Consider the following 24,885-nt stretch of genomic DNA (forward strand, 5'->3'; position numbering starts at 1 on the left):
ACGCTCATGCGAAAGCAAGCCTGAAATTCCGTCCAAGCGCCGGATTGCCTTCCTGAAAGAGGGCGGACTGGGTTCAGGCCCATTCAACTCGAACCAACCGGCGCATACGTGGGCCTTGACGCTATCGAAGGCCACGCAGGAGATTTTATGTCAGTAGCAACTCCCTCTCGCGAGGATTTCGCGGCCCTTCTCGAAGAGTCCTTTGCCAAGAACGATCTGGCTGAAGGCTATGTTACCAAGGGTATCGTCACGGGCATCGAAAAGGATGTCGCCGTTGTTGACGTCGGCCTGAAGGTCGAAGGTCGCATCGCGCTCAAGGAATTCGGCGCACGTGCCAAGGACGGTTCGCTGAAGGTCGGCGACGAAGTCGAAGTCTATGTCGAGCGCATCGAAAACGCGCTTGGCGAAGCTGTTCTGTCGCGCGAGAAGGCTCGCCGCGAAGAAAGCTGGATCAAGCTCGAAGCCAAGTTCGAAGCTGGCGAGCGCGTCGAAGGCGTTATCTTCAACCAGGTCAAGGGTGGCTTCACGGTCGACCTCGACGGTGCGATCGCCTTCCTGCCGCGTTCTCAGGTCGACATCCGTCCGATCCGCGACGTCACTCCGCTGATGCACAACCCGCAGCCCTTCGAAATCCTCAAGATGGACAAGCGCCGCGGCAACATCGTGGTTTCGCGCCGTACGGTTCTGGAAGAATCCCGTGCCGAGCAGCGTTCTGAAATCGTTCAGAACCTCGAAGAAGGCCAGGTTGTTGACGGCGTCGTCAAGAACATCACCGATTACGGTGCGTTCGTTGACCTCGGCGGCATCGACGGCCTGCTGCACGTCACCGACATGGCATGGCGCCGCGTGAACCATCCGTCGGAAATCCTGAACATCGGCCAGCAGGTCAAGGTTCAGATCATCCGCATCAACCAGGAAACCCACCGCATCTCGCTCGGCATGAAGCAGCTCGAGTCCGATCCGTGGGATGGCATCCAGGCCAAGTATCCGGAAGGCAAGAAGATCTCCGGTACCGTCACGAACATCACCGACTACGGTGCGTTCGTCGAGCTGGAGCCGGGCATCGAAGGCCTGATCCACATCTCGGAAATGTCCTGGACCAAGAAGAACGTTCACCCCGGCAAGATCCTGTCCACGAGCCAGGAAGTCGAAGTCGTCGTTCTCGAAGTCGATCCGTCCAAGCGCCGTATTTCGCTCGGCCTCAAGCAGACGCTGGAAAACCCGTGGGCAGCATTCGCCCGCAGCCATCCGGCCGGCACTGAAGTCGAAGGCGAAGTCAAGAACAAGACCGAATTCGGCCTGTTCATCGGCCTCGACGGCGATGTCGACGGCATGGTTCACCTCTCCGACCTCGACTGGAACCGTCCGGGCGAACAGGTCATCGAGGAGTTCAACAAGGGCGACGTCGTCAAGGCAGTCGTTCTCGACGTCGACGTCGAGAAGGAACGCATCTCGCTCGGCATCAAGCAGCTCGGCAAGGATGCAGTTGGTGAAGCAGCAGCTTCCGGCGACCTGCGTAAGAATGCAGTCGTTTCCTGCGAAGTCATCGCGATCAACGACGGCGGTATCGAAGTGAAGCTCGTCAACCACGAGGACATCACTTCCTTCATCCGTCGCGCAGACCTCGCCCGCGACCGCGACGAGCAGCGTCCTGAGCGCTTCTCGGTCGGCCAGACGGTTGACGCCCGCGTTACCAACTTCTCCAAGAAGGACCGCAAGATCATGCTGTCCATCAAGGCTCTGGAAATCGCGGAAGAGAAGGAAGCCGTTGCTCAGTTCGGTTCGTCCGACTCGGGCGCTTCGCTCGGCGACATCCTCGGCGCGGCTCTGAAGAACCGCGGCGGCGAATAATCCTTCGCTGATCCATTGAAATGAAGAACCCGCCGGAGCGATCCGGCGGGTTCTTTCGTTTTGGGAGAGCATTTGAATTCCCGGCTGGATTATTCCCAGCCGACCATGCGCTGGTAGAGGGCATAGACCGGGTCGGCAACCGTTGCCGGAGCAGCAGACGGATCGGGATCAAACATTTTCGGCTGTCGCCGCTCCTCTCGTGGAGCTTCCTCCCCGCCGGCCTGCTGCTCGTCGCCACCCTGACCGGATTGCGCCTGCTGTTGCTGCTGATCCTGCGAGCTGCCGTTTTCGTGATGGCGACGAGGGAGTTCATCGGCCTTGGTCGCCTTATATTCATCGCGGGCGAACTGGTAAGGCGTTTGCGCGTAGGGAAACCCTTCCGGCATGCGGGCCGCGAGCGGAACGTAGGAAGGCGTCTCGACGACCGGGACGGGAACCGGCTGCGGCTGTGCAGCGGCTTCCCTGATAGGGCGCGCTGTCTGGGCAGCCGCAGCGACTTCTGCCTGAGATGGGCGAGAAGCCTGGGCGGCCTGGGCAGATGCAGGCTCGATCACATCTTCCGGGGTTGTGCGAACCAGGCTCTCCGTCGCCTCGCTGATGACGGCCTCGTCCAGCATAACATCGATTTCGACGGCGGCTTCGACGGGCGTATCCGTCAACAGAACAGTTGCTTCCTGCTCGCGGATGATCGTTGCGATCATTTGCGAAACCTGTTCGGTCATGGAGCTGGCGATGCCGGTCCAGTTGCGCGGGATAACCGGATCAGACTTAGGGGAGATCGTCTGCTGTTCGAGAGCAGGCCCGGCCTGTTCCGGCTCGACCGCTTCCTGTTCTACCGGCGCAGCCTGGACCTCTTCTGTCTCTCTCAAGGTGGTCGCCTGCGATGAAGCTTCATGCGCCGCTGTGGCGGGCTGACTGCCGGTCTGCTGGTCCTCGACGGTTGGATCGGTCGTCATGACAACAACTGCTTCGGCCGAAACGATTTCTTCGGCAGCGGACATCGCCGCACTTTCAACCGGTTTTGCGGCGGACTGACGTGCAGCGGACAGGTTTTCTCCCTGAAGCTTGATTTCCGGCCGCGGCTCGGTGCGCGGCAGCGGCGCGGCATCATTCTGGCGATAAGAGCGGACAACGGCGCGGGCTGCGAGATCCCTGTCTTTGTAACTGATAATCTCGAAATAGGCGATGACACGGGTGGCCTCCGGCCCGGTCGGGTCCTTGAGGGCAGCGGCGATCACTCTCAGCGGCAGGCTATGTCCGTCGTCGGAAAGCTGACGCTCGACCGCATCGATCTCGGCATCGGGCATGCGACGGATGGCATCAGCGACACGGGCGGCAAAGGCCTGATCGGATTCGCCCTCACCGCGTTGTAGTGCGATGTTGCGTCCCGTAGCATTGATGATGTCGAGAAGCGCTTCAATCATGCGCTGGCGCGCGGCAATGAGCAGAATATTGAGCTTGCCGGCAATCGCGGCATTGAGGTCGGCTGCTTCAACTGCATTCACCGGGGTGGGGGCGACCACCGAACGGTCGAGGCCACCGGCAACGATTGCCGCCGTCTGGCCCTGAGAAGAAAGGCTTGCATTGGACGCTGAACGAATGGGAGACAACACAGGCACGCTCCTTTCGCAAAGTGGCTATGAAAGCAGGTTCTACAAAGAGACCGCGCTCATCCGGCCTCTTGCATCCCGGCAGATCCTCCTGTCCGCATCGGCGCATTTCGCGCCGTCGAATGCATAAAAATTAAGAATAATGTTACTGAAAATATCCTAACGAATAGCTAACGGCCGCAGACGCCCAGTCTACGGCCGTGCCGGCATGTCCGATAAAAGGGCATATCAGCTATGGGCGAAGATATCCGCCTCTTCCCAGCCAAGAAGATCAAGCTTGGCGCGCGTCGGCAGGAATTCGAAACACGCCGTCGCATGCTCCAGACGGCCGTCGCGAATCAGGCGCTCGTTCAGCTTGTCGCGCAGCGCATGCAGGTAGAGCACGTCGGAGGCGGCATATTCGAGCTGCGCCTGCGAGAGGGTTTCGGCAGCCCAGTCGGAAGATTGCTGCGTCTTGGAGATATCGACGTCGAGCATTTCCTTGAGATTATCCTTCAGGCCGTGACGATCCGTGTAAGTACGGATGAGGCGCGAGGCGATCTTCGTGCAGAAGACCGGCGTCGCGGTGACACCGAACGTATGGAAGAGTACGGCGATATCGAAGCGGCCGTAATGGAATATCTTCTGGCGTGACGGATCGGCAAGCAGCGCGGTAAGGTTCGGCGCTTCCTTCTGGCCGGCCGCGATGCGGATCACATCGGCAGAGCCGTCACCCGGCGAAAGCTGCACGACGCAGAGGCGGTCCCGGCGAGGCACGAGGCCCAGCGTTTCGGTATCGATCGCGATCGCGCCAGTGTAACGGGCGGCGTCCGCCGCGGAAATATCGCCCTGGTGATAACGAATGGTGGCCGCCATGGGATGTCTCTCGTTCAGCTTCGTCTTTCCGGGCTATAGCGCAAAGGGCGAAAGCGCGAAACCGCTTTCCTGCTGCAGGAAGCCTTCGGACGCCGCCGAGCACGGTTCGGCGGCAGGGCCGCTCAGTAGTGCGGCGGCTTGGTGATCGCCGGCGCTTCCAGCGACTGCTCCTCGAGACTGAGGAAGCGCTCGGTCAATCGGTCGAGCTTGGCGCGCGTCTGCTCCATGACCTTCCATTGTTGGGCAAGCTGATCGGAAAGTTCGTCGATCGTCTTTGCCTGGTGGGCCAGCATTTCTTCGAGCCTTGTGATGCGGGCTGCCTCGTCGGACATCGGTTTTCTCCCCTGATACCAGGTGGCATTCCAAAGCCGAAATAGGCCAGAGCGTCAATGGTTTCGAGTCCTCGCGAAAACGATCCGAAAGTGGACCGTCTGGTTACCAAAAGGCCTTGCCGCGTCTGATGATGTGGGGTAGGCCACTGTCCATCAGGGAGGAAAACTGATGGATGTAGGCAATGGCTTTCTTCATCCGGACCGGCTCTTTCCCGCCGATCCGACAACGCGGACAATAGCGCGCGATCTCTATGAGACGGTGCGCGCTCTTCCGATCGTCAGCCCGCACGGGCACACGGAACCATCCTGGTTCGCTGACGACAAGGCCTTCGAAGACGCCTCTTCGCTGCTTGTCATTCCCGATCATTACCTCTTCCGTATGCTGCACAGCACCGGCACCAGGCTTGACCAGCTCGGTGTGCCGCGTCTCGACGGCAAGACGGTTTCGAGCGGCCGCGATATCTGGCGCGCTTTCGCCGCCAAATACCATCTTTTCCGCGGGACACCGTCGAGCCTTTGGGTCGATCACGCCATGTCGGCCGTGCTCGGCTGCACCGAGCCGCTGACGACCGACAGCGCCGATGCGCTCTACGACCACATCAATGCACAGCTCAAGCTTCCTGAGTTCCGGCCGCGGGCGCTGCACCAGCGCTTCGGCATCGAGACGATCGCCACGACCGAAGGCGCGCTCGACCCGCTGCCGCATCACCAGAAGATGGCGGCGGACGGCTGGATCGGCAAAGTGCGCACCACCTACAGGCCCGACAGCGTCACCGATCCGGATGCCGTCGGCTTCCGCGACAATCTGATCAAGTTCGGAGAGATCACTGGCTGCGACATCACCAAATGGGATGGCCTCATTGAGGCGCATCGCAGACGGCGCGCCTATTTCCGTCAATTCGGGGCGACGGCAACCGATCACGGCGTGCCGAGTGCCTTTACCGCCGATCTAGCGCTTACTGAAAAGCAGGCGCTGCTCGAAAAGGCACTGAAGGGGTCGCTTTCAGCCGCCGACGCGGAACTTTTCCGTGGGCAGATGATGACGGAAATGGCCGGCCTTTCTGCCGAAGATGGCATGGTGATGCAGATCCATGCCGGTTCGCGCCGCAATACCGACCGCGAGCTCTTCGAAACCCGCGGACCGAACATGGGCGCCGATATTCCGACGCGCACCGACTGGGTCGGCGGCCTCAATGCGCTGCTGTCGAAATACGGCCATGCACCTGATCTGCGCATCCTGCTTTTCACGCTCGACGAGACGACCTATGCCCGCGAACTCGCGCCGATGGCCGGCCATTGGGCCTGCCTGATGATCGGCCCGCCCTGGTGGTTCCACGACAGCCCGCTTGGCATCCGCCGTTACCTCGACCAAGTGGTGGAGACGGCTGGCTTTGCCAATCTCGCCGGCTTCAACGACGATACGCGTGCGCTGCTGTCGATCCCTGCCCGCCACGATGTCTGGCGCCGCGAGGTCTGCCGCTTCCTGGCGCAGCTGGCGGCCGAGCACCGGATTTCCAGGAAGCAAGCCGAGATTGTCGCACGCGAACTTTCCTATGACAATGCAAAGAAGGCCTACAAGCTGTGAGCGACAGACTGCAGAACGTAACCGGCCTTGCGCCGACGGCGAAGCTTCCTGCCTATGACCGCAATGCCCTGAAGGCCGGCATCCTGCACCTCGGCCCTGGTGCCTTCTTCCGTGCGCATTTCGCACCTTTCACGGATGGCGCACTGGCGGCTGCCGGCGGCGACTGGGGCATCGAGGTGGCGAGCCTGCGCACGCCCGATGTCGCGGACAATCTCTCCGCCCAGAACGGGCTCTATACGGTGCTGATCCGCGATACTTCGGGCACGACGGCGCATGTTATGGGCTCGATCCTGAAAGCACATGTGGCGCCGCGCGATCCGGCGGGCCTGCTGGCACGGCTCGAAGACCCTGATATCCGCATCGTCAGCATGACGGTGACGGAGAAAGCCTATGGTTTCGATCCGGCTACCGGAGGGCTTGATCTCAAGCATCCCGATATCATCGCCGACCTTGCCAACCGGCATGCACCGCGTGGCGTCATCGGTTACCTCGTCGAGGGTCTGGCGCGACGCCGGCAAAAGGGTATCGCGCCCTTTACGCCACTCAGTTGCGACAACCTGCCGAGCAATGGCGCGGTGCTCAAGCGTCTCGTTCTGGAATTCACGGCCCGTATCGATGCCGAGTTGCGCGACTGGATCGAGGCGAATGTGCCCTTCCCGTCCACGATGGTCGACCGCATTACACCGGCAAGCACCGACGCGACCTATGCCGATGCCAAGCGGTTGACGGGCCGTACGGACCTGGCGGCAATCGAGACGGAGCCCTTCACCCAATGGGTGATCGAAGACCATTTCGCCAACGGCCGTCCTGCCTGGGAGGAGGTTCACGGCGCGCTGATGGTCGAGGAAGTCTCGGCCTATGAGAAGATGAAGCTACGCATGCTGAATGGCGCGCATTCGCTGCTCGCCTATCTCGGCTATACAGCAGGCTATGAATTCGTCCGCGATGTCATGGATGATGCCGGACTTTCAGCACTCGCGCGCCGGCACATGAATGCGGCGGCGGCAACGCTGGATCCGGTTCCCGGGATCGACCTCGACGTCTATGCGAACGAATTGATAGCACGCTTTGCAAACAAGGCGATCGCCCACCGCACCTATCAGATCGCCATGGACGGCACGCAGAAACTGCCGCAGCGACTGCTGGAGCCGGCAACGGAAGCGCTTGCCAAGGGTAGCAAGGCGGAGACCTATGCCATCGCCGTCGCAGCCTGGATGCGCTATGCGATGGGCATCGACCGCAATGGCGAGCGCTATGAGTTGCGTGATCCTCGAGCTGGGGAGATTACGGCTTTGATTGCCGATGTGCCACGCAATGGCGGGGCGGTCTCAGCTGCACTGTTCAAGCTGCCAGGGCTGTTTCCGAAGGCGCTCACCGCGAATATCGCGTGGACCGAGGACGTGGCGAACAAGCTGGAGATTCTCATCCAGGATAACAGGCTACCCCTTTATTGAAGGGTTAGCCAGCCCTTCTCATCCCATGGCTGCCATGAGATGAGAATACGCCAGGGGAATCGGTTCCCATTGCAATTGCTCTAAGCCTTTATTCGCTTCATTTCGGGGTCATAGAGCGGCTTCAACGAAACCTTGCAGGGCACGCGCTCGCGGGCGACATCCAGTTCATACGTGCCGGAGAGGACAAAATCCTCCGTTACGCCGTCAGGATTACGGACATAGCCATAACCGATCGATCTGCCGATGGTGTAGCCGAAGCCGCCGCTGGAGAGCCAGCCGACGCGCTTGCCGTCACGATAGATGGTCTCGCGACCGAGCAGCACAATATCGGGATCGTCAGGTACGAAGCAGGCTAGCATCTTCTTCACACCGCTTTCGAGCTGACGCTCGATCGCCTCGCGGCCCTTGAAGGGCGTGTTCTTTCGCGTCTTCACCGCCCAGCCGAGGCCGGCTTCAACAGGCGTGTGATCAGGGCCGATATCGGAACCCCAGGCGCGATAGCCCTTTTCCAGGCGGCAGCTTTCGATGGCGCGGTAACCGGCATTGATGAGGCCGAACTGGCCGTCCGCGGCCATCAGAGCGTCATAGACGGTCGTTGCGTATTCGATCGGCACGTGCAGCTCATAACCGAGCTCACCGACATAGGTGATGCGTAGCGCCCGGACAGGGCAGCCGGCGATACCGATCGTCTTGACGCGACCGAAGGGAAAAGCGGCATTGGAAACATCGCTGGTCGTGACCTTTTCGAGAATGGCACGAGCATTCGGTCCCATCAGTGAGAGCACAGTGTAAGCCGAGGTGACGTCGACGAGTTCGGCGTGGAGGCCGTCGGGAATGCTACGCGAGATCCAGTCGAAATCGTGCGTGGCAAAACCGGTCCCGGTGACGATGTAATATTCGTTTTCGGCGATGCGTGCGCAGGTGACGTCGCATTCGATGCCACCCTTTTCGTTCAGCATCTGCGTGTAGATCAGCGATCCCTCGGGCTTTGCGACGTCATTGGCGGCAATCCATGACAAGGCAGCCTCGGCATCCCTACCCTTCAGCACGAATTTGGCAAAGGAGGTCTGGTCGAAGATGACGGCTGCCTCGCGCACCGCCTTGTGCTCGCGGCCGACGGCATCGAACCAGTTCTGGCGGCCGTAGGTATAGATGTCCCTCGGCTCTTCATTGGAGAAGAGATCGGCAAACCAGTTCGGCCGCTCCCAGCCGAGCTTTTCGCCGAAGCAGGCGCCCTGCGCCTTCAGCCGTTCATAGAGCGGCGACTTGCGGCAAGGGCGGCCGCTCGAGTATTCCTCGAAGGGGAAAGCCAGCGTGTAGTGTTTGCCGTAGGCCTCCAGCGTTCTCGTGCGAACCCAGTCCGTATCGAAATGCGGGCGGCCGAAGCGGCGGATATCGACCGGCCAGAGATCGTAGGGCGGCTCGCCCTTCGTCACCCATTCGGCAAGCGCCATGCCGGCGCCACCGGCAGACGCAATGCCGAAAGCGTTGAAACCGGCACCGACGAAGAAATTCTTCAGTTCCGGTGCCTCGCCAAGAATGAAGTTGCCGTCGGGCGTAAAACTCTCAGGCCCGTTCAGAAGCTGTTTGATGCCGGCATTTTCAAGCGCCGGGACACGGCCGAGCGCCTGCTCCATGATCTGCTCGAAATGATCGAAGTTGCTGTCGAGCAGCGTATAGTGGAAGCCCTCGGGAATGCCGTCCAGAGCCCAGCCAATAGGGTTCGGCTCGTAGCCGCCCATGACCATGCCACCGACCTCCTCCTTGTAATAGGTCAGCCGATCGGGATCGCGCAACGTGGGAAGATTGGAGGGCACGCCGAAGGATTCGGTGATGATATACTGATGTTCGACGGAGACGAGCGGCACGTTGACTCCGAAGCGAGCGGCAAAGCTGCGGGTCCATTGGCCGGCGCAGACCACGACCCGTTCGCATTCGATGCGGCCTTGTGCCGTGATGACGGCGCGGATTCTGCCCTTGTCGATTTCGAGGTCGAGAACTTCTGTATCCTCGAAGATCGAGACGCCGGCCATGCGGGCGCCTTTTGCCAGCGCCTGGGTGATATCGGAAGGATTGGCCTGTCCATCCGTCGGCAGATAGGCGGCGCCGACGAGATCGTCTACCGTCATCAGCGGCCAGAGATCAAAGGCCTCCTGCGGATTCAGAAGATGCATTTCGAGGCCGAATGACTGCGCCGTCGTCGCCTGGCGCTTAACCTCGGTCCAGCGTTCCTCATTGCAGGCAAGCCGCAAGCCGCCATTCATCTTCCAGCCGGTGCCAAGACCGGTCTCGGCTTCAAGCTTCTTGTAGAGATCGACGGAATATCCCAGAAGCTGGGTGATGTTGGCGCTGGTACGCAATTGCCCGACGAGGCCGGCGGCGTGGAATGTCGTGCCTGACGTCAGCTTCTTACGCTCCAGCAGCACCGTATCGGTCCAGCCAAGCTTGGCCAGATGATAGGCGGTCGAGCAGCCAATGATGCCGCCGCCGATGACCACGGCCTTTGCCGTCTTCGGTAATTCCTTCGTCATTCAATGATCCTGTTCAAATGCCCGATAGGCGCGCTCGAAGCGGGCGAGATTTTCGGCGGTATAGGCAGCGTAGTCGAAATCGATGGTCGAATGGATCTCGGAGATCATACTCCAGAGCGTCTCGCGCAGCAGCGAGGCGCATTTCATGGCCTGGTAGCGGCGGCTGAGATCACCCGTCAGCGGCTGATCGAAATAGGTTTCCAGCATGAGGCGCTCCGCCTCTTCCGAAAACTCGCTGTTAGAGGCAAGGCCGCCGAGATCGAAGAGCGGCGTGTTGAAGCCTGCATAATCCCAGTCGATCAGCCAAAGCCGCCGGCCATCGTCGAGGAAATTGGTGGCCAGCAGATCATTGTGGCCGAAGACGATTTCGAAGGGACCTGCCGCCCGCTCAAGACGCTCCGCCTTCTCAAGCAGGCCGTTCAGCAACGGCACATACCGACTGTTTGCAGCCCTTAGGTTGGCGACATAATCCCTGACCACATGGAAGACCCAGAAGATCATCGCCTGACCACGAAAATGGCGGGCCATGTCGTGATGGCAGGCACGGATCAACGGAATGACACGAGCAAGCGTTTCCGGCTTGCGGATGTCTTCGGGCGACAGCGGCGCGGCATCGATGAAGTCGAGAACCAGCACACCTGGCACGTGATGGATAACGGCGGGCGAGATGCCGGCCGCATGAGCGGCACGGCTCGCCGCAAGCTCGTTCTGCCTGCTGATATGATGAACCGGAATATCATCGCCCAGACGGACGACGCGACGCTGCGCGCCATCTCTCACCAGGTAGTTCCGGTTGGTGAGGCCTCCGGTGATCGGGGCTATATCGATCGGGCCTCGCCAGATGCCAAGCGCATGAATCCTCTCTTCAGGCGTCACGCGTATCCCCCTCGTAGCCCTCAAGGAAATGATGGGCTTGAGAGGGATCGGCTGTCAAGCCGCGGCTTTTTTCAGATCGTCTTGCCGGTGGCGTCGAAAACGTGACAGCGTGCCGGATCGAAGGACGCCTTCACGTTGGTGCCGCGCTCGACCTTCTGCTGGCCATCGAGCGCAATGGTCAGCGCCTGATTGTCCGGCGTCGTTGCGTAGAGCATCGTGGCGCCGCCGAGATTTTCGACGAGATCGACATTGACGGTCGAAAGAACCGTGCCGCCTTCCGTCAACGCAAGATGTTCAGGGCGGATGCCGAAGGTGACGTCCTGCCCCGCCTGTCCGGCAAGCCGGCGGTCGAGCTGAATGGCGTTGCCGCAGACATTGAGCGTCGAGCCAGTGTCAGTGACGCTCTCGATCCTGGCATTGAGGAAGTTCATCTTCGGGCTGCCGATGAAACCGGCGACGAAACGGTTGGCGGGATTGTTGTAAAGGTCGAGCGGAGCGCCGACCTGTTCAATGCGGCCGGAATTCAGGACGACAATCTTGTCGGCCATCGTCATGGCCTCCACCTGATCGTGGGTGACGTAGATCATCGTGTTGCCGAGGCTGCGATGCAGGCGGGAAATCTCCACGCGCATCTGCACGCGCAGTTCGGCATCGAGGTTGGACAGCGGCTCGTCAAAGAGGAAGATGCGCGGCTCGCGCACGATGGCGCGGCCGATCGCGACACGCTGGCGCTGGCCGCCCGAGAGCGCCTTCGGCTTGCGTTCGAGTAGCTTCTCGATCTGCAGGATCTGCGCGGCACGGCGCACCTTCGGCTCGATCTCGGCCTTCTTGTAGCCCGCCGTTTCGAGGCCGAAGGCAAGGTTCTTGTAGACCGACATATGCGGATAGAGCGCATAGGACTGGAAGACCATGGCGATGCCGCGCTTGGCGGGCGTCACTTCGTTCATGCGCTCATTGTCGAGCAGCAGCGCGCCTCCGGAGATTTCCTCGAGGCCCGCAATCATGCGCAGCAGTGTGGACTTGCCGCAGCCTGACGGGCCGACGAAAACGGCGAATTCGCCGGGATCGATCGTCAGGTCGATGCCGTGGATAACATCCAGCTGGCCATAGCGCTTCTCGACCTTCTGAAGAACGACACTCGTTGCCATGTTCCGAAATCCCCTCTTATTTGGTTCTTGCACGCCAGTCGGCGTATTTCGGGCTGTCAGGACCGATCGGCAGGGCGACATCGGCGCCGCTATCGGAGGATTGGTAGATAGCCGTGACCAGTTCCAGCGCGCGCCTTGCATCCGCGCTCGTCACCGGAAGCGATCCCGTGCCCATCAGATAATCGTGGAAGCGCAGCATCTGCGTGTTGAAGCGCAACGGCACGGGCTGCCAGTCGGCGATGACGGCATCGATCTTCGCCTGTACTTCATCATTGGCAGCGATGATCTGCCAGGGATCCTGGCCTGGTGCATAGGCCTCATGATTGCTTTCGAAAGTGATGTTTTCGAAATGAAGCCGGAGCCGGCTGATTTCGTTCTGCGAACCAAGCGTGCAGGACAGCGAGACGAAAGCACCGTTCTGCATCTGCAGGCTGACAGAGGCGCAGTCTTCGACCTCGATCTCGTTGACGCGTGTGGCCACACGGCCGAAGACACGGGTTGCCGGGCCGGCGAGATAGAAGAGCATGTCGTGCAGATGCAGTGCATGAGTAACGAGCACGCCACCGAGTTCGGTTGCCCATTTGCCGCGCCAGGGCACGGAATAATATTCCGGCTTGCGGCGCCAGAAGGTTTCGACCGAGCCCATATAGAACTTGCCGGCAAGACCGGCATCGATGATGCGCTTGGCCTTTTCGACGCCATCGCCATACCGATATTGGAAGATCGGCATCAGCGTGCCCTTGGCAGTCTTTTCGGCCGCGATGATTTCGTCGGCACTGGCGAGCGAGCCGGTGAGCGGCTTTTCGCAGACCACATGCTTGCCGGCGGCAAGTGCTGCGATGACCTGCTCCTTATGGATACCGGGCGGCGTGCAGATATCGATGATGTCGATGCTGTCATCAGCAAGCAGTTCATCGAAGGAGGTCGTGCGCCGCTCGATTCCGAATTCGTCGCCGATCGTCTTCAGGCGTTCTTCGTTCAGGTCGCAGATCGCTGCGACCTTGAACTTGTCTGGATGCGGCAGGTAGCCTTCGACGATGTGAGAGCGGCCGATACCGCAGCCGACGATCGCGACTGTCTTGATGCTCATGTCATTTTATCCTGTCTGGCTTTCCTGCCCGGTCCATCAACGCTTCATGCCGGTCGTGGCGATGCCCTCGATCAAGAGGCGCTGGAAGAACAGGAAGAAGAAGAACACGGGCACGAGGGTCAGCGTCGACATGGCAAACAGTCCGCCCCAGTCCGATGCGCTGGTGGAGTCCACGAAGGTGCGCAGGCCGAGTTGGATCGTGTAGGTGTTCATGTCATTCAAGTAGATCAGCGGACCGAAGAAATCGTCCCAGGTCCAGATGAACGAGAAGATGGCGGCCGTTGCCAGAACCGGCAGCGATAGCGGCAGCATGATCTTCCAATAGATGCGCCAGGCGCTGCAGCCGTCCATCATGGCAGCTTCATCGAGTTCGCGCGGGATGCCGCGGAAGAACTGCACCATGAGGAAGATGAAGAAGGCGTCGCTCGCCAGGAACTTCGGCACGACCAGCGGCAGGATGGTGTTGACCCAGCCGAGATCGAGGAAGAGCACATATTGCGGGATCAGTGTCACGTGATAGGGGATCATCAGCGTGCCGAGCATGATCGCGAACCAGAAATTCCGGCCAGCAAAACGCAGCCGCGCGAAGGCAAAGGCGGTCAGCGAGCAGGCAATGACGTTGCCAGCGACAACCAGCAGCGAGATGACGAGCGAATTCCAGAAGAAGCGGCCAAAGGTAATGTCGAGGCCGGTCCAGCCGCGCACATAGGACGAGAAATCGACCGACGACGGAATGAGCGAAGTCGAGGAGAAGATCTCGTTTTCCGGCCTGACCGATGCGGACACCATCCACAAGAGCGGATAGAGCATCAGAAGCGAGGCGGCGATCAGCAGCGCATGGATGATGATCGAAGCCGGCAGGCTGCGTTTGGTGATATCCGATGGCGGCCTGGCCGCGGTGACGGAAGCGGTCATCTCAGTCATCGTAGTGCACCCAGTAGCGCGAGGTCAGGAAGGAGAAGGCGGTGAAGATCGCGATGATCACCACGAGGATCCAGGCGAGTGCCGAGGCGTAGCCCATGCGGAAATTGCCGAAGGCTTCCTGATAGAGATAGAGCGTATAGAACAGCGTCGAATTGATCGGGCCGCCGGTACCGCCTGATATGATGAAGGCCGGCGTGAAGGCCTTGAACGCATCGATCGTCTGAACGACAGCGTTGAAGAAGATCACCGGCGTCAAAAGCGGCAGGGTGATCTTGTAGAACTGGCGGAATTTCGAGGCACCGTCGAGGCTTGCAGCCTCATACATGTCCTGCGGGATCTGCCGCAGGCCGGCCAGGAAGATGATCATCGGCGAGCCGAACTGCCAGACGGAGAGCGCGACCAGCGTGTAGATCGAATAGCTCGGATGCGAGATCCAGCTCGGGCCGACGATGCCGAAATGCGAGAGTGCGGCGTTCACGAGACCATCGCTGGCGAAAAGCTGGCGCCACAGCACGGCAATCGCCACGCTGCCGCCGAGAAGCGACGGAAGGTAGAAAATCGCGCGGTAGATCGGCAGGCCGCGCAGACCCCTGTTCAGGGCAAGCGCGACGAGTAGCGCGAAGGTCAGCTTGAAGGGAACCGACAGCACGACATAGGTCAGCGTGACGGACATGGCCGAAGCGAATTTCGGATCGGCCGTGGCGATGCGCACGTAGTTTGCGGCCCCTACCCATCCCGGCGCCCTCAACATGTCGAAGTCGGTGAAGGAGAGGTAGAGCGAAATCAGGGCCGGGCCGAGCGTCAGGCCGAAGAAGCCTATCAGCCACGGAAGCAGAAAAAGATAGCCGGGAGCATTGGCATTCCACAGCCGCCGGAAGCGTCCGTCAGCCCGTACTCCCTGATATCTTTCCACAGTTACCGTCCCTGCGGACGTGCGCATCGCATTGGTCATATAAGATCAACCCCGCGCGAGAATTCGCGTGATTTCATCCACGAGCTGCTTGCCAGCATCAGCAGGCGTAAGCTGGCCGAAAGCGACCTGCTCCGAGATAGTGCGCAGGACAACTTGGCCTTCGCCGGCACCGGTCGGCGGCGGGGGCGGAAGCGGGCCTGCGAGATCGCCGAGACCGCTGACATATTCGAGCGGGACCTTGCCGGTTTCATCGAGCGTGCCGGCAACGACGTCGCGCATCGCCTTCGATTCCGGAATACCGCGCTCGACATCGAGGATCTTGGCGGCATCGGGGTTCTTGACGAAGAAGTTCACGTAATCGACAGCCTGATCGATCGCCTTGGACTGGGCGGAAACCGAGAAGAACATCGAAGGCTTGCGGTAGTGACCGCCCTTCGAGTCCGGCTTGATCCTCATATAGTTGCTGAGCATCAACTTGTCCTTGACCATCGCCTGATAGCCAACGAACTGGTTGGAATGGGCATAATCGCAGGCAGCCTTTCCGACGGTCAGCGGGCTGGTATCGATCGTATCCTTGTAGAGCGCCTGAATATCGGGCGTTACGCAGGCGCCGGCCTCACGGAACTTGGCCCACATGTCGAACCATTCGGAAGCATCCTCGGCACCGAAGGCAATCTTCGAATCCGACGTGTAAAGCGCCTTGCCGCGCTGACGCAGGTAATTTTCGAAGAGCGGTTCACCGCCACTGCCATCGGCAAAGCCGAAATAGCCCTTGCGCTTGCCGGCCTTGGTGATTTCAGCACCGATTTTGCCGAATTCCTCCCAAGTCGTCTTGTTGGTCGGCACGTCGATGCCGGCTTCTTTGAAGGCAACGGTGTTGATGACGGTCGCTGCCGAGTTTGCGCCGAGGCTGACGCCGTAGAAGTGTCCATCGACCTTGCCGCCTTCGATCTGCGCCGGGTCGAAATCATCGAGCTGCAGCTTCGAAGGCATGTAGGATTCCAGCGGAGCGAGAGCGCCGCGCCGGGCATATTCGACGATGTAGCGATAGTCCATCTGGATGACGTCGGGAGCGTTGCGGCCAGCCACCTGCGTGGCGAGACGCGGCCAGTAATCGGCCCATCCGAGGAATTCGCCGGTGATCGAAACGCCGCTGTGCTGCGCCTTGAAAAGGTCGGAGACCTTGTTGGTGCGGTCAGCCCGCGGCTGAGAACCCCACCAGATGAGACGCAGGCGGTTTTCCTGGGCAAAAGCGCTGTTTCCGAGCGCCGAAAGCGAAAGAAGCGTTGCGCCTCCCGCCATGAAATTACGTCTGCTTACGCGAAAAGTCATATTGGTTTCCTCCTCCCAACAGGAAGCGCCTCCACACGCTTCCGAATTAGCTATCTTGCAACAAATAACTAATTGGTTACAAGTTATGTTCAAAGCCTCCGGGCTGTCAAGCGGTGTTGGTGACCCAGTTTCGTTGATCAATTCGGGTTTTTACATTCTCCCGCTTAAGCTTTATCAGCACAACATAGGGAAGATAGGGGAAATCGCATGAACGACACCGGGGAGAGCGCAAAAAAGAAGACCAAGCGTCCATCCGCCGAGCGAACCGCTCAGCGCGATCCGGAGCGCACGCGCGCAGCCATTCTTGAAGCCGCGACGCGGGAATTTGCCGAAAACGGCATGGGTGGTGCGCGAGTCGATTCCATCGCCGAGCGTGCCGGCACCAATAAGCGCATGCTCTACCACTATTTTGGCGATAAGGAGCAGCTCTATCTACGCGTGCTGGAGGAAGCCTATGTCAGCATCCGCACAGCGGAGCGCGCACTGAATATCGGCACCCGCAGCCCTGAGGAAGGCATTGGGGAACTTGCTCTCTTCACCTGGCGCTACTTCCTGCAGCATCCGGAATTCCTTAGCCTTCTCGGCACGGAAAACCTGCACCGCGCCCGTTGGCTGCGCCAGTCCGTGCGGCTCAAGGAGCTGCATTCGCACCTGATCGGCGAGCTTTCGCAGGTGCTGGAAGAAGGTAAGAAGGCTGGCGTCTTCATCGAGACTGCCGATCCCCTGCATGTCTATCTGACAATCGCCTCACTTGGCTATTTCTACCTGTCCAACCAGTACACGCTTTCGACGATCTTCGGCCGCGATCTCATCACGCCAGCCAACCTCGAGGCTTGGGAACGCCACATCGTTCACGTCACGCTCGCTTCGATAAAGCGCTGATTTTCAAAAAACCGAATTGGCTATTGACAGCAATATTCCTCTTCTGCCATCAAGTAACTGTTTAGTTACCAACTCGGGAGGGTCGGGCCTGACTGCCCGCTCCCGATGCATAAAAGCTTCCAGGGAGGAAAAAGTGGCACGTTTGGGGATCATTTTGCACGGCGTTACCGGCCGTATGGGTTACAACCAGCACCTCGTTCGCTCGATCCTCGCCTTTCGCGATCAGGGCGGCATCACGCTGAAATCAGGCGAGAAACTGGAAATCGATCCGATCATCGTCGGCCGCAACGGCGCAAAGATGGAGGAGCTTGCCCGCAAGCATAATATCAAGCGCTGGTCCACCGATCTTGATGCTGCGCTCGCCAATCCCGATGACACCATCTTCTTCGATGCCGGAACGACGCTGATGCGCGCAGAACTGCTGTCCAAGGCGCTCGATGCAGGCAAGCACGTCTATTGCGAAAAGCCTATCTCCGACGATCTGCAGGTGGCGATCGACCTCGCCCGCAAGGCGCGCGGCTCCGGCCTCAAGCACGGCGTCGTGCAGGACAAACTGTTCCTGCCCGGCCTGCGCAAACTGGCGCTGCTGCGCGATTCCGGCTTCTTCGGCAAGATCCTCTCGGTGCGCGGCGAATTCGGCTACTGGGTCTTCGAAGGCGACTGGGGCGTCCCGGCCCAGCGCCCGTCCTGGAACTACCGCAAGGCCGATGGCGGCGGCATCATTCTCGATATGCTGTGCCACTGGCGTTATGTGCTCGACAATCTCTTCGGCGAAGTAAAGGCCGTTTCGTGCCTGGGCGCCACCCATATTCCGCAGCGTATCGATGAACAGGGCAAGCCCTACAACTGCGACACCGATGATGCAGCCTATGCGACCTTCGAGCTGGAAGGCGGCGCGATCGCGCAGATCAACTCCTCCTGGGCGGTGCGCGTGCGCCGCGACGACCTCGTGACTTTCCAGGTGGACGGCACGCACGGCTCTGCCGTTGCCGGCCTCACCAAATGCTGGAGTCAGCATCGCGTCAACACGCCGAAGCCGGTCTGGAATCCCGACCAACCGCAGACGATCGATTTCTACAAGACCTGGGACGAAGTGCCGGATACGCAGGCCTTCGACAACGGTTTCAAGGCGCAGTGGGAGATGTTCATCCGTCACGTCGTCGAAGATGCTCCATGGCCCTACGGGCTGGAAGCCGGCGCCAAGGGCGTGCAGCTTGCAGAACTCGGCCTGAAATCCTGGGCCGAGCGCCGCTGGCTCGATGTTCCCACGCTGGAGTTCTGAGCCGTGACGACGATCAATCTTCCCCTAGACGGCAAGATCATCCCCTATACGCTGACCGGCGCGCCGATCGAACTCAAGAAGCGGGATGCCAAGAGCTTCCCGCGCATTGCCTTTGCCGCCGCCCACGTCGTCGCCGATCCATTCGCCGACAATGATCCCTGGCTGACACCGGCGATCGACTGGGAACGTACCCTCGCCTTCCGCCATCGCCTCTGGGATCTCGGCCTCGGCGTTGCCGAAGCGATGGATACGGCGCAGCGCGGCATGGGGCTCGGCTGGCCGGAAGCCCGCGAACTGATCCGCCGGGCGCTTGCCGAAGCCGCCGGCCGCAAGGACGCACTCATTGCATGCGGTGCCGGCACCGACCATCTGACGCCCGGTCCCGATGTGACTATCGACACGATCATTAGGGCTTATGAGGAGCAGATCGAGACGGTGGAAGCCGCCGGTGGTCGCATCATCCTCATGGCGAGCCGCGCTCTTGCCGCCGCAGCCAAGGGCCCGGACGATTATAGCAAGGTCTATGACCGGATCCTTCGCCAGGTAAAAGAACCCGTCGTCATCCATTGGCTTGGTGAAATGTTCGACCCGGCGCTTGCGGGTTATTGGGGCAATGGGGACCATCTGAAGGCAATGGAAACCTGCCTGCAGGTCATCGAAGCCAATGCCGCAAAGGTCGACGGCATCAAGATTTCGCTTCTTTCCAAGGAGAAGGAAGTGACTATGCGCCGGCAGCTGCCGAAAGGCGTGCGCATGTATACCGGCGATGACTTCAACTACGCCGAACTGATCGCTGGCGACGAGCATGGCCATTCGGATGCCCTGCTCGGCATCTTTGACGCCATCGCGCCTGCCGCTTCGGCCGCACTCGACGCGCTTGGCCGCAAGAGCAACCACGAATTCTTCGACCTGCTCGAGCCGACCGTTCCGCTGTCGCGCCACATCTTCAAAGCGCCGACCCGCTTCTACAAGACCGGCGTCGTTTTCCTCGCCTATCTCAACGGGTTGCAGGATCATTTCACGATGATCGGCGGCCAGCAGAGCACGCGCTCGCTGACGCATCTGGCGGAGCTTTTCCGCCTTGCCGACAAGGCTCGGGTTCTCGCCGATCCGGAAGTCGCGACTAATCGGATGAAGCAGGTGCTTGCCGTCCACGGCGTTCACTGAGCGTCGGCAATGGCAATGGGAGGGGAATGACATGCAGGTCGAAGGACTTTCGATCAACCTTGCGACGATCCGCGAGCAGTGCGGCTTTGCCGAAGCCGTCGATATCTGCCTGAAACACGGCATCACCTCGATCGCGCCCTGGCGCGATCAGGTCGCCAAGGCCGGCCTCGACGAGGCGGTGCGTATCGTCAAATCGAACGGTATCAAGCTGACCGGGCTCTGCCGCGGCGGCTTCTTTCCGGCGGCAAGCGAGGGCGAGTGGCAAAAGAACCTCGACGACAACAGACGGGCTATCGACGAGGCGGCGGCGTTTTCGGCCGATTGTCTCGTGCTCGTCGTTGGCGGCCTGCCCGGCAGTTCGAAGGATATCGTTGCGGCCCGGAAGATGGTGTTCGACGGCATCGCTGCCGTGCTGCCGCATGCGCAGGCTTCGGGCGTGAAGCTCGCGATCGAGCCGCTGCATCCGATGTATGCCGCCGACCGTGCCTGCGTGAACACGCTTGGCCAGGCTCTCGATATGTGCGAGCAACTCGGCGAGGATGTCGGTGTTGCCGTCGATGTCTATCACATCTGGTGGGATCCTGATCTTGCCAACCAGATTGCCCGTGCCGGACGCATGAAACGCATCTTTGCCCACCACATCTGCGACTGGCTGGTGCCGACCAAGGACATGCTGCTCGACCGCGGCATGATGGGCGATGGCGTCATCGATCTCAAAGGCATAAGACGGATGGTGGAAGCCGCCGGCTTCTTCGGCGCGCAGGAGGTCGAAATCTTCTCTGCTGAGAACTGGTGGAAGCGTCCGGCCGATGAGGTGATCGCCACCTGCGTCGAGCGCTTCAGGAGCTGCTGCCAAGTCTAGTTTTAAAATCCAATCGTTTCATCACGTATGAAGGAGGAATCATTCGATGGAGAAACGCCGTTTTGCCCTAGTCGGCACCGGTAACCGCGGCACCACGATGTGGGGCAAGGATCTGCTTTCCGGCTGGCGCGAGCATGTCGACCTGACTGCGATCGTCGAGAAGAATTCGCTGCGCGGCGAGCGCGCCCGCACCATGATCGGCAGCAACGCGCCGCTCTATGAAAACATCGATGCGATGCTGGCAGAGCAGAAGCCGGATCTGGCGATCGTTTGCACGCCCGACCATACGCATGACGATATCATCGTGCGTGCCCTGGAATCCGGCATCGACGTGATCACCGAAAAGCCGATGACGACTTCGGTGGAAAAGATTCGCCGGATTCTGGATGCCGAAAAGCGCACCGGCCGCCGGGTCGACGTTTCCTTCAACTATCGCTATGCCCCGACGGCTGCAAAGATCAAGGAACTCCTGAATTCCGGCGAGATCGGCCGCGTAACCTCGGTCGATTTTCACTGGTATCTCAACACCAAGCACGGCGCCGACTATTTCCGGCGCTGGCATGCCTATACGGAAAATTCCGGCAGCCTCTTCGTTCACAAGGCGACACACCATTTCGACCTTCTGAACTGGTATCTGGACAGCGACCCCGATGCCGTGACCTCCTTTGCCGACCTGCAGAATTATGGCCGCAAGGGGCCTTTCCGCGGTCCGCGCTGCAAGCTCTGTCCGCACAGCCATGAGTGCGATTACTATCTCGATCTCGAAAATGATCCTTTTCTCGACACGCTTTACGAGGATCCCTCGAAGATCGACGGCTATTTCCGCGACGGCTGCGTTTTTCGCGAGGATATCGACATTCCCGATACGATGGTTGTTTCGATCCGCTACCGAAACAATGTCCATGTCTCCTATTCGCTGAACACGTTCCAGCCGATCGAAGGTCATCATCTGGCTTTTAACGGCACCAAAGGCCGTATCGAAATCCGCCAATATGAAGCGCAGCCGTGGGAAGAGCCGAAGGAAGACACGATCCTGCTGATCCGCAACTTCCCGCACGGCAAGGAGGCCGTCGAGCGCATCACGGTGCCGCATTTCTCCGGCGGCCATTACGGTGGCGACGACCGAATGCGCAACATGATTTTCAAGCCCGATATGCAGGACAGGCTCGCGCAACGGGCCGGCACACGGGCCGGCGCCATGTCCGTGCTGTGTGGCATCGCGGCGCTGACAAGCTCGCGTACCGGCAAGGTCGTCAATATCTCGGACCTTATGCCGGAGCTTGCCAATGACGGTTCGCCGAACTCGCTGAAGGCGTCGTAAGACGCTTCAGGCGGTGTTTTCCAGGTTTTCGAGAGTGAGCCGGTAAAGCAGGGGCTCGTCCTTGATGAAGCGTTCAGCCTCATCTGCTGCCATTTCACCGAGGCGAGTGCGCTCGAGTCCGACGGCACCGGCGATATGCGGCGTCAGGAAGACGTTGGGCAGATCGTAAAACGCCGATTCCGGTCCCGGTATTTCGGGATCGGTTACATCGATAATGGCGTCGATACGGCCGGTCTTCAGCACATCAAGCAAAGCATCTTCATCGATCAGCGCACCTCGCGCGGTATTGATCAGCGTCGCACCATCCTTCATCAGCGCCAGTTTTGCGGCATCGATCATATGGTAGGTGGACGGCAGTGATGGCGCGTGGAGGGAGACGATATCCGAATGACGCATGAGGTCGTCGAGCTCCACCTTGTACACGCCCATTCCGCGCGCCCGATCGGCATCGATAGTGGGATCGAAGAGAAGTACCTTGTAATCGAAAGGCTTCAGCAGATCGATGACGCGGCGACCGATGCGTGACGCACCGATAATTCCAACCGTGCGGCGATAATTGCCAATAGCCTCACGCTGCATCGGATGGGTGCGATCGCGATGGCGGTCACCAACATAGATGTCACGGAAACGGAAGACATGTTTGCCGGCAAAGATGATTGCAGCGAGCGTGAATTCAGCGACCGGCACGGCATTGGCTTCGGCCGCATGGCTGACGATGACGCCGGCCTCGAAAATGCCGGCATCAACGAGACCCTTCACTGTTCCCGCCGCATGAACGATGAGCTTCAGCTTCGGCGCAAGCGCCAGAGCTTCGCGGCCGACATAGGGGGCGCCCCAGCCAGTGATCAGGATTTCCGCCTCGGACAATAGATGCTTTGCCCGCTCGTCATCGAAGTGCTGGAGCGGTTCGGCATCGAGCAGACGCCCGATGCCATCCAGCCGGCGAAGGAGCGCCTCGGGCAGCACATGCTCGGTGCGAGAGGGCTGCATGGCGAGGACAATGGCGGCACGGTTCATGACATATGTCCTGGCGCTTCGATGGCGCTGACGGTCACGCCGTTCTCGTTGACCAGCTTCTGGAGCGCAACAATATCGGGTGCTTTCGGTGGCGTGGTCCATGATCCCGATACGGCAGCCGGATCGTTTAACGCGAGCGCAGCCGTGATCAGAACTGTCTCGCCGGCAGGAATTTCACCGCGCAGCTGCGGCACGAGCGTCTTGGAAACAATCATGTTCGTATTCGGCAGTGCTTTCTGTGCAAGGCCGTTTCGTTTGATCGACGAGCCCAAGTCGACGATGCCGGTAAAATCCACTTCGCCGATCGCATGAGCCGAGCCTTCAGCCGCTGAAAGCGTGTCCGCATCGAGATCGCGTTTGGCGATCGCGAAGCCGCCTTCCGCGGTCTGCAGCGGACGTGGTGTCGTGATGCGGTGAACGCGGATATGCCATGGGGCCGACGGTACGAGCCAGGTTTCGACCTTCACATCCTTGAAGGCCGACCATCTGGAATAAAGGATGTTGCCGGCGATCTTTGCCTCTTCATTGGTTTCGCGGACGCGGTAATGCAGGCCGTCGTCACTGAAGGCGAGCGCGGAATCGAAGGCGCCAAGTGCGAAGGCACGCTCATCGGCTTCGACGCTGAAACCGTAGCGAGCGGAATAGGCGAACTTTGCGTATTTCTCCGTGCCGAAGCGCATCTGCAGGTTTTCCTGGCCTGAAGACAGCGCCACGACATCATTTCCGGCACGCATGACCACCATGCCTGGATGACGTTGCGGAACGACCTCAGGGGCTTGTTCAGGCGCCTTTTCCTCTGCGGTCCAGAAGGGATGATCCTCAGCAATGGCGAGCGGCAGGAAGGCCTTGAAGGCCCAATAGGGTGAGCCGGCAGAATTATAGCTCTCCGACATCAAGAGGTTCGGATAGCCGAAGCCGATGGAGAGAACGCCGTCGTGGCTGGTGATCGGCTTGTCCTGCCACCAACGCAGATGCTCGAGGCAGAGATGCTTGACCTCGCCCCAGGGCAATGCCTCCAGATCGGCGAAGGCGAGCGCCGACCAGAAACCGGCACAGGCGAAACGATAGGTGAGGCTGCGGCCGAAGGGGATTGTCGCACCATCGGCCGCAAACCAGTGACGGAAATCCTTGGCGAAGAGCACGGCACGCTCGCGGTAGCGTCTGGCATAGTCGTCATCAACCAGCTTGGAATAGATCAAGCCGTAGAAATGCATGGCGAAGGGAATGTAGTGGTCGATGCGGCGGATATTACCGTCACGATACCACCCGTCGCCAATGTAGAAGCCCTCGAGTTCCTCAAGGTATTGCCTGGTCAGGCTGCGGTCGAAATCCGCGCCGAGGCGGTCGAGAGCGATATCGACGAAGATCCGGAAGAATTTCCAATTGTTGTCGGCATAGTCGAACTGCCGGACATGCTTGAAATAGGCGATGATGTTGTCGCGGGCGCGCTTGTCGAGCGGCTCCCAGATCTTGTCGGGCACCAGCGCCAGGGCAAAACCGAGGGCGGCGAGTTCCACCATGCGCTGGTCGCGTGCGTTGACCGTACCCCAATATTCGGGATGGGCCGGATCACAGCCATTCGCAAGACCTTCGGCAAAGCGGTGCCAGTGATCGAAAGCGTTCTTGCCGGCGCCGAGCGGCGCAAGACCCCAGAGCGGACGGGCGAAGCCTTCGAGATCAGCAGCGGCCCGGTCGAAATGAGCGCCGGCGCCATCGAGGCGAACGCGGGCATTGCCATCTGAGAAGAAGGGAAGCAGCGGATTGAACAGATCGTTGACGGCGCGGATCATGTCGGCGCGGGTCTTCAGCGGGTTGCCTGCAAGCGGGTTGGCGCTGGCGGGATCATAGGTCAT

The 24,885-nt window shown here is 60.1% G+C and carries 20 protein-coding genes; 8 read left to right on the plus strand and 12 right to left on the minus strand.

Annotated elements, in window-relative coordinates:
* Positions 1-147: 147 nt before the first annotated feature.
* Entirely contained in the window at positions 148-1,851 is a 1,704-nt protein-coding gene (gene rpsA / locus H4W29_RS08995; RefSeq protein ID WP_037100373.1) for a 30S ribosomal protein S1, read from the plus strand.
* Positions 1,852-1,940: 89 nt separating this feature from the next.
* Here rpsA and H4W29_RS09000 read toward each other — a convergent pair whose 3' ends face one another.
* The 3 genes from H4W29_RS09000 to H4W29_RS09010 all read right to left on the minus strand — a co-directional run bounded on the left by H4W29_RS09000 (position 1,941) and on the right by H4W29_RS09010 (position 4,648).
* Positions 1,941-3,464: a hypothetical protein gene (locus H4W29_RS09000; protein WP_192728620.1), complete on the minus strand. Its 1,524-nt coding sequence runs from the start codon at positions 3,462-3,464 to the stop codon at positions 1,941-1,943.
* A gap of 225 nt (positions 3,465-3,689) precedes the next feature.
* A complete protein-coding gene (locus H4W29_RS09005; protein WP_007814121.1) occupies positions 3,690-4,316 on the minus strand; it encodes a ribonuclease D in 627 nt (208 codons plus the stop codon).
* 122 nt (positions 4,317-4,438) lie between these two features.
* Positions 4,439-4,648 (minus strand): SlyX family protein, encoded by a 210-nt coding sequence (locus H4W29_RS09010; protein WP_192728621.1) that lies wholly within the window; start codon positions 4,646-4,648, stop codon positions 4,439-4,441.
* Positions 4,649-4,817: 169 nt separating this feature from the next.
* Here H4W29_RS09010 and uxaC point away from each other — a divergent pair, with 169 nt between their 5' ends.
* Positions 4,818-6,233: a glucuronate isomerase gene (gene uxaC, locus H4W29_RS09015; RefSeq protein WP_192728622.1), complete on the plus strand. Its 1,416-nt coding sequence runs from the start codon at positions 4,818-4,820 to the stop codon at positions 6,231-6,233.
* Complete coding sequence (locus tag H4W29_RS09020) at positions 6,230-7,687, plus strand: mannitol dehydrogenase family protein (protein WP_192728623.1); 1,458 nt, start codon at positions 6,230-6,232, stop codon at positions 7,685-7,687. The genes uxaC and H4W29_RS09020 overlap by 4 nt, the downstream gene beginning before the upstream one ends.
* Positions 7,688-7,767: 80 nt before the next feature.
* Here H4W29_RS09020 and H4W29_RS09025 read toward each other — a convergent pair whose 3' ends face one another.
* The 7 genes from H4W29_RS09025 to H4W29_RS09055 form a co-directional block, all read right to left on the minus strand.
* Entirely contained in the window at positions 7,768-10,218 is a 2,451-nt protein-coding gene (locus H4W29_RS09025; RefSeq protein ID WP_192728624.1) for a GcvT family protein, read from the minus strand.
* The gene (locus H4W29_RS09030) at positions 10,219-11,094 is read right to left on the minus strand and encodes a phosphotransferase (RefSeq protein WP_192728625.1); all 876 of its coding nucleotides are present in this window, start codon (positions 11,092-11,094) and stop codon (positions 10,219-10,221) included. It abuts the gene before it with no gap.
* Between the two features lie 71 nt (positions 11,095-11,165).
* Positions 11,166-12,242 (minus strand): ABC transporter ATP-binding protein, encoded by a 1,077-nt coding sequence (locus H4W29_RS09035; RefSeq protein ID WP_192728626.1) that lies wholly within the window; start codon positions 12,240-12,242, stop codon positions 11,166-11,168.
* Positions 12,243-12,258: 16 nt separating this feature from the next.
* Positions 12,259-13,332: a Gfo/Idh/MocA family protein gene (locus H4W29_RS09040; protein WP_192728627.1), complete on the minus strand. Its 1,074-nt coding sequence runs from the start codon at positions 13,330-13,332 to the stop codon at positions 12,259-12,261.
* A 36-nt stretch (positions 13,333-13,368) separates the two neighbouring features.
* Positions 13,369-14,256, minus strand: a complete 888-nt coding sequence (locus H4W29_RS09045) for a carbohydrate ABC transporter permease (RefSeq protein ID WP_376776552.1) — start codon at positions 14,254-14,256, stop codon at positions 13,369-13,371.
* Positions 14,249-15,208, minus strand: coding sequence for a carbohydrate ABC transporter permease (locus H4W29_RS09050; RefSeq protein WP_165911866.1), 960 nt, complete (start codon positions 15,206-15,208; stop codon positions 14,249-14,251). Before H4W29_RS09050 ends, H4W29_RS09045 begins: the two co-directional genes overlap by 8 nt.
* A 6-nt stretch (positions 15,209-15,214) precedes the next feature.
* Positions 15,215-16,501 (minus strand): ABC transporter substrate-binding protein, encoded by a 1,287-nt coding sequence (locus H4W29_RS09055; RefSeq protein WP_192728628.1) that lies wholly within the window; start codon positions 16,499-16,501, stop codon positions 15,215-15,217.
* Between the two features lie 207 nt (positions 16,502-16,708).
* On the opposite strand from H4W29_RS09055, the gene H4W29_RS09060 reads away from it, so the two are divergent.
* The 5 genes from H4W29_RS09060 (at position 16,709) to H4W29_RS09080 (ending at position 22,015) form a co-directional block, all read left to right on the plus strand.
* Positions 16,709-17,383, plus strand: coding sequence for a TetR/AcrR family transcriptional regulator (locus H4W29_RS09060; protein ID WP_192728629.1), 675 nt, complete (start codon positions 16,709-16,711; stop codon positions 17,381-17,383).
* Between the two features lie 133 nt (positions 17,384-17,516).
* A complete protein-coding gene (locus H4W29_RS09065) occupies positions 17,517-18,665 on the plus strand; it encodes a Gfo/Idh/MocA family protein (RefSeq protein ID WP_192728630.1) in 1,149 nt (382 codons plus the stop codon).
* A 3-nt stretch (positions 18,666-18,668) separates the two neighbouring features.
* Positions 18,669-19,832 carry a dihydrodipicolinate synthase family protein gene (locus H4W29_RS09070; RefSeq protein ID WP_192728631.1) on the plus strand — a complete coding sequence of 388 codons (1,164 nt, stop codon included), beginning with the start codon at positions 18,669-18,671 and terminating at the stop codon, positions 19,830-19,832.
* 31 nt (positions 19,833-19,863) lie between these two features.
* The gene (locus tag H4W29_RS09075; protein WP_192728632.1) at positions 19,864-20,694 is read left to right on the plus strand and encodes a sugar phosphate isomerase/epimerase family protein; all 831 of its coding nucleotides are present in this window, start codon (positions 19,864-19,866) and stop codon (positions 20,692-20,694) included.
* A gap of 46 nt (positions 20,695-20,740) precedes the next feature.
* Entirely contained in the window at positions 20,741-22,015 is a 1,275-nt protein-coding gene (locus H4W29_RS09080) for a Gfo/Idh/MocA family protein (RefSeq protein WP_192728633.1), read from the plus strand.
* 6 nt (positions 22,016-22,021) lie between these two features.
* Here H4W29_RS09080 and H4W29_RS09085 read toward each other — a convergent pair whose 3' ends face one another.
* The gene (locus H4W29_RS09085) at positions 22,022-23,032 is read right to left on the minus strand and encodes a hydroxyacid dehydrogenase (protein ID WP_192728634.1); all 1,011 of its coding nucleotides are present in this window, start codon (positions 23,030-23,032) and stop codon (positions 22,022-22,024) included.
* Positions 23,029-24,885, minus strand: a complete 1,857-nt coding sequence (locus tag H4W29_RS09090) for a DUF2264 domain-containing protein (RefSeq protein WP_192728635.1) — start codon at positions 24,883-24,885, stop codon at positions 23,029-23,031. The genes H4W29_RS09085 and H4W29_RS09090 overlap by 4 nt, the downstream gene beginning before the upstream one ends.

Source organism: Rhizobium viscosum (assembly GCF_014873945.1).
Lineage (GTDB): Bacteria > Pseudomonadota > Alphaproteobacteria > Rhizobiales > Rhizobiaceae > Rhizobium > Rhizobium viscosum.

Excerpts from the sequence above, each read along its gene's own strand:
- rpsA (WP_037100373.1), top strand. The coding sequence starts at position 148 with ATGTCAGTAGCAACTCCCTCTCGCGAGGATTTCGCGGCCCTTCTCGAA.
- H4W29_RS09010 (WP_192728621.1), bottom strand. The coding sequence starts at position 4,648 with ATGTCCGACGAGGCAGCCCGCATCACAAGGCTCGAAGAAATGCTGGCC.
- H4W29_RS09005 (WP_007814121.1), bottom strand. The coding sequence starts at position 4,316 with ATGGCGGCCACCATTCGTTATCACCAGGGCGATATTTCCGCGGCGGAC.
- H4W29_RS09085 (WP_192728634.1), bottom strand. The coding sequence starts at position 23,032 with ATGAACCGTGCCGCCATTGTCCTCGCCATGCAGCCCTCTCGCACCGAG.
- H4W29_RS09055 (WP_192728628.1), bottom strand. The coding sequence starts at position 16,501 with ATGACTTTTCGCGTAAGCAGACGTAATTTCATGGCGGGAGGCGCAACG.
- H4W29_RS09025 (WP_192728624.1), bottom strand. The coding sequence starts at position 10,218 with ATGACGAAGGAATTACCGAAGACGGCAAAGGCCGTGGTCATCGGCGGC.
- H4W29_RS09040 (WP_192728627.1), bottom strand. The coding sequence starts at position 13,332 with ATGAGCATCAAGACAGTCGCGATCGTCGGCTGCGGTATCGGCCGCTCT.
- H4W29_RS09060 (WP_192728629.1), top strand. The coding sequence starts at position 16,709 with ATGAACGACACCGGGGAGAGCGCAAAAAAGAAGACCAAGCGTCCATCC.
- H4W29_RS09090 (WP_192728635.1), bottom strand. The coding sequence starts at position 24,885 with ATGACCTATGATCCCGCCAGCGCCAACCCGCTTGCAGGCAACCCGCTG.
- H4W29_RS09035 (WP_192728626.1), bottom strand. The coding sequence starts at position 12,242 with ATGGCAACGAGTGTCGTTCTTCAGAAGGTCGAGAAGCGCTATGGCCAG.
- H4W29_RS09045 (WP_376776552.1), bottom strand. The coding sequence starts at position 14,256 with ATGACTGAGATGACCGCTTCCGTCACCGCGGCCAGGCCGCCATCGGAT.
- uxaC (WP_192728622.1), top strand. The coding sequence starts at position 4,818 with ATGGATGTAGGCAATGGCTTTCTTCATCCGGACCGGCTCTTTCCCGCC.
- H4W29_RS09050 (WP_165911866.1), bottom strand. The coding sequence starts at position 15,208 with ATGACCAATGCGATGCGCACGTCCGCAGGGACGGTAACTGTGGAAAGA.
- H4W29_RS09080 (WP_192728633.1), top strand. The coding sequence starts at position 20,741 with ATGGAGAAACGCCGTTTTGCCCTAGTCGGCACCGGTAACCGCGGCACC.
- H4W29_RS09075 (WP_192728632.1), top strand. The coding sequence starts at position 19,864 with ATGCAGGTCGAAGGACTTTCGATCAACCTTGCGACGATCCGCGAGCAG.